This is a genomic window from Pedobacter sp. 01N416 (genome assembly GCF_056399685.1).
On sequence record NZ_JBFTRT010000391.1, the window covers coordinates 1 to 4,849 of the forward strand.

Below are 4,849 nucleotides of genomic sequence, written 5' to 3' on the forward strand. Positions count from 1 at the left end.
AAGGATATCTGTTATTGGCGCAATTTACAAAAAAGTAGATATAATTAATGCTGTGCTATATTTTTTTACAAACATTAAATCATTTTTTTGTATTTGTTAAAAGACGCGTTTTAAGTTTAAAAAATAGAACCCTGATTTTGGATCTTAAAAAAAATAATTAAACCCATTAACCGTGTGGCTATAAGCAAAATTTTACCCCGCTATGGGGATAATTTATTAACCGCTTAAGTGCCTTTTTATTTGGTAAAGCCTATATTTGTCCAAATTCATTTTGTTATGCAAGAGATTAAAAATTATGTAGAAACGCACAAACAACGTTTTTTAGATGAGTTGTTTGAGTTATTGCGTTTTCCATCGGTAAGTGCTGATCCGAAATACAAAGGCGATGTTTTAAAAACAGCTGATTATGTTGCTCAGAAATTAAAAGATGCAGGTGCAGATCAGGTAGAAATTTGCCCAACCGCAGGATATCCTATTGTTTATGGCGAAAAAATTATAGATGCTTCTTTACCCACTGTTTTAATATATGGTCATTACGATGTTCAACCGGCAGATCCATTAGAACTTTGGCATACACCACCTTTTGAGCCTACAGTACGCGATGGTAAAATTTATGCCCGCGGCGCTTGCGATGATAAAGGACAGTTTTATATGCACGTAAAAGCATTCGAATTAATGATGCAAACCAATACTTTGGCCTGCAACGTTAAATTTATGATCGAAGGTGAAGAAGAGGTAGGTTCTGCAAATCTGGGTATTTTTGTAAAAGCGAATGCCGAGCGTTTAAAAGCCGATGTAGTCTTAATTTCTGATACTTCGATGATTAGTATGGAACATCCATCAATCGAAACCGGTTTACGCGGTTTAGCTTACATGGAAGTTGAAGTAGTTGGTCCGAACCGCGATTTACACTCTGGAGTTTATGGTGGGGCAGTGGCTAATCCAGCTACCATCCTTTGTAAAATGATCGCTTCATTACACGATGAAAATAACCACATCACTATCCCTGCTTTTTATGATAAAGTACTTGATTTAACAGATGAGGAGAAAAAAGCATTAAATTCTGCACCTTACGACGAAGCAGAATACAAAAAGGATTTAGATATCGGAGAAGTTTGGGGCGAGAAAGGTTATTCAACTTTAGAGCGTACAGGTACCCGTCCAACTTTAGAAGTAAACGGAATTTGGAGCGGTTATATTGGTGAAGGTGCAAAAACCGTATTGCCAAGTAAAGCCAATGCAAAAATTTCTATGCGTTTGGTTCCACACCAGAGCTCAGAAGAAATTGCCGAGATTTTTACCAAACATTTCGAAAGCATTGCGCCTAAAAATGTAAAGGTAAAGGTTACACCTCATCACGGCGGCGAACCAGTGGTGACCCCAACTGATAGTATTGCTTACCAGGCAGCCGAAAAAGCAATTGAAGATAGTTTTGGTAAAAAGGCTATTCCAACACGAGGCGGAGGCAGTATTCCTATTGTGGCCTTGTTTGAAGATGCATTGGGTATTAAATCGGTGCTTTTTGGCTTCGGTTTAGATAGTGATGCTTTACACTCGCCAAACGAGAAATATGATATCTACAATTATTATAAAGGAATAGAGACTTTGCCGTTATTCCATAAATATTTCGCAGAACTGAGCAAATAAGCTTGATTTAATTATCCGTTCTGACGTAACAGATCGTCATTTCGAGCGGAGTGCAGCGCAGTCGAGAAATCTATTTTCAGCAGATCTCTCCATTTCGCTAAACTTCAGTCGAGGTGACGATTTTTTTTGAAAATGAGCGTTCTGTTTTTCATAGGTGCTGTTTCCCGCCATCGCTTATAGTCCTCATTTCGCTGCGCTCCATTCCGGGCTATTTAGCTTTGTCGGGTTTATTTTACAACGGGCTGTTCTCCAAAGCAAAACCTGTTCATGCAATGGCGCTAATAATGCATTTTGCAGCTTTAAATAGTATTACGGACCCTGCAATCTAAACCTGACCGTAGTGTAAAACCCACAGGCCGAAGCATGAGGCCGAGGATTTGAAACGAAGGGCAGGACCGGTTTAACCAACTGGCTTGGGGTTTTGCTTTCCAAAACAACTAAATAAATTTAACTTTTATTGTCAGTCTGAGCGGAGTCGAAGACCTGTCTAATTTATTGAGTGGGGATTTATTATGAAAATGAGCATCCTGTATTTCATAGGTGCTGTAGCCCCGCCATCGCTTATAGTCCTCATTTCGCTGCGCTCCATTCCGGGCTATTTAGCTTTGTCGGGTTTATTGGATAAAGTGCAGTTCTTTTTGGAAACGCTTGTTATTGCTAGGAGGATTTATGCATCCTGCAGCCCTGAATAGCAATGGTAGCCCTGCAACCTAAACCTGACCGTAGTGTAAAATCCACAGGCCGAAGCATGAGGCCGAGGATTTGAAACGAAGGGCAGGACCGGTTTAACCAACTGGCTTGGGGTTTTGCTTTCCAAAACAACTAAATAAATTTAACTTCTATTGTCAGTCTAAGCGGAGTCGAAGACCTTTATTAGTCGAAATAAAAAACATATGTCCTTCAATAGGCTACCATTGATGTTATTTTGTAATTATTTAAATATGAATGGTTTATGTCGATTATATGTTTCCATCCAACTGGGCCATAGCACGGCATCCCCGTTCTACTTAAATCCGGCCTAACAAATTTTTCGGGCTGCACTGTTCTGGCCGCACAACTGCCTTCAAAAGAAAAATTTTCAGCCGGCATTTTTTGTTTCTTTTTGATGCCAAAAAGAAAGAGCCCTTCGGCGGCGGCGAGCCGAGGCAAGACCGCGCCTTAGGGCAAAAGAAATCAATTGTAGGTCACTCATATTGATTTTTACAACATAAATTACCCCCTCAGGATGACATCTTTGAACTTTTACTTTCCATTCTTTGTGGCTGGAATAGAATACCCTTAATTTTTTTAATAGCTATTTTTTTCTAAATTGCTGCCATGAAATATCTATTCTCATCTCTTTTACTTTTATCTGGACTTACTTCTTTAGCTCAAGATACTAAAACGATTAACCAGTCTGGAAATCCAATATTTCAAGGCTGGTATGCAGACCCTGATGCTGCTATTTTTAACAATAAGTATTGGGTTTATCCCACTTATTCGGCCAGGTATAAAGAACAGGTTTTTTTAGATGCCTTTTCATCAGACGACTTGGTGAAATGGAAAAAACACCCGCATATTTTAGATACTGCTGCTGTAAAATGGGCCAACAAAGCCATGTGGGCACCGGCAATTGTTCAAAAAGACAAAAAGTATTACCTGTTTTTTGGTGCCAATGATATTCAAAGCGATAAAGAAATTGGTGGAATTGGTGTAGCCGTTGCCGATAAACCAGAGGGACCGTATAAAGACCATTTAGGGAAACCTTTAGTGGATAAGTTTTATAATGGCGCTCAACCTATTGATCAGTTTGTGTTTAAAGATAAAGATGGTCAGTATTATTTAATTTATGGTGGCTGGAAACACTGCAATATTGCAAAGTTGAATAAAGATTTTACTGGCTTTTTGCCTTTTGAGGATGGTACAACTTTTAAAGAAATTACGCCTGATAATTATGTAGAAGGGCCATATATGTTCATCAGAAATGGTAAATATTATTTCATGTGGAGCGAAGGCGGCTGGACTGGTCCCGATTATTCAGTAGCTTATGCCGTTGGCGATTCGCCATTTGGTCCGTTTAAGCGGATTGGCAAAATATTAAAGCAGGATGCGGCCATTGCTACCGGTGCAGGCCATCACTCTGTAATTATTAACGAGAAAAAAGGACAATATTACATTGTTTACCACCGCCGACCCTTAACCGAAACTGATGGCAATCATCGAGTTACCTGTATTGATGAAATGAAGTTTGATGCAGACGGTAACATTCTTCCTATAAAAATCACAAATGAAGGTGTAAAAGCCCAGAAAGTTAAATAAATACTGTTCGGCTGGAAATTTTATTCAATTTCCAGCTGCGCTTCACTTTTTTGTAAAACAGTTTTCGCCTGCTTTTTATTCAGTGTATTAAATCCCCAGGTGCATAATAAAAGCATACCCGCCAATCCCAACCAAAGCCAGTTATAGCCAAGATTCTCCGCTACTAAAAAGCCCAGATACGGACCAGCAAGTTGTGCAAAGGACCAACTTAAGGTATAGCCTGCGGCATATAGTCCCCTGTTGTGCGCGTTACTCCTGCTGATTACAATGGTGTTTATAAAAGGTAAGGTAAGCATCTCCCCTGCAGTAAAAACAACAATTGTTAATATCGCCATAACAATGTGAAGACTTATTGGAACACTTAGTATCACATAAGCAGCCGAAAATAGAACAGCACCTATAATGATGAAAAATATGGGCGATCGTTTTGCCTCAATTTTATTGATCATCACCATCTCGAAAAGGGCAATAACAGCGCCATTGATACCGATTATAAGGCCGATGGCGAATTCATCAATATGCCATTCTTGTTTAAAAAATACGGGCACAATCCTGAACATTAAAAAGGCACAGGTAATAAATATTGTGGTGAGAAGGATAAACTTTACATAGAAAGCATCTTGCCACGGTTTCATAATAATCATATTATTGGCTGTTTCCTTTGCTTTTTTGATAAAGCCCTTCACCTGTGGTAAAAATGATAAGATCAACAAACCCACAATAATACTTACAACGCCTTCAACAATAAAAAGTAATCTATAATTAATAGAAGCGATTATACCTGCAAAACTGATCCCTATAGACCAGCCCATGTTTGTAGCCAACCTGTTTAAAGAGTATGATCTCGTTAAAGTACCTTCCGCGGCATAGTGGGCAACCGCTGTAAAATTGGCCGGTCGGAAAG

At 39.1% G+C, this 4,849-nt stretch carries 3 protein-coding genes; 2 read left to right on the forward strand and 1 reads right to left on the reverse strand.

The window, feature by feature from the left end; translation table 11 throughout:
* The first annotated feature begins 276 nt into the window (after positions 1 to 276).
* Both AC1DND_RS19570 and AC1DND_RS19575 read left to right on the forward strand, forming a co-directional pair.
* On the forward strand, positions 277 to 1,647 hold the full coding sequence (locus AC1DND_RS19570) for a dipeptidase (RefSeq protein WP_477584169.1): 1,371 nt from the start codon (positions 277 to 279) through the stop codon (positions 1,645 to 1,647).
* Between the two features lie 1,317 nt (positions 1,648 to 2,964).
* Complete coding sequence (locus tag AC1DND_RS19575; RefSeq protein WP_477584171.1) at positions 2,965 to 3,945, forward strand: glycoside hydrolase family 43 protein; 981 nt, start codon at positions 2,965 to 2,967, stop codon at positions 3,943 to 3,945.
* Positions 3,946 to 3,965: 20 nt separating this feature from the next.
* Here the strand turns inward: AC1DND_RS19575 and AC1DND_RS19580 are convergent.
* Positions 3,966 to 4,849 (reverse strand): MFS transporter (locus AC1DND_RS19580; protein ID WP_477584173.1); only part of this gene is annotated, 884 nt, incomplete at its 5' end.

Bases quoted from the DNA above. Each gene is read 5' to 3' on its own strand.
- AC1DND_RS19570 (WP_477584169.1), top strand. From the start codon at position 277: ATGCAAGAGATTAAAAATTATGTAGAAACGCACAAACAACGTTTTTTA.
- AC1DND_RS19575 (WP_477584171.1), top strand. From the start codon at position 2,965: ATGAAATATCTATTCTCATCTCTTTTACTTTTATCTGGACTTACTTCT.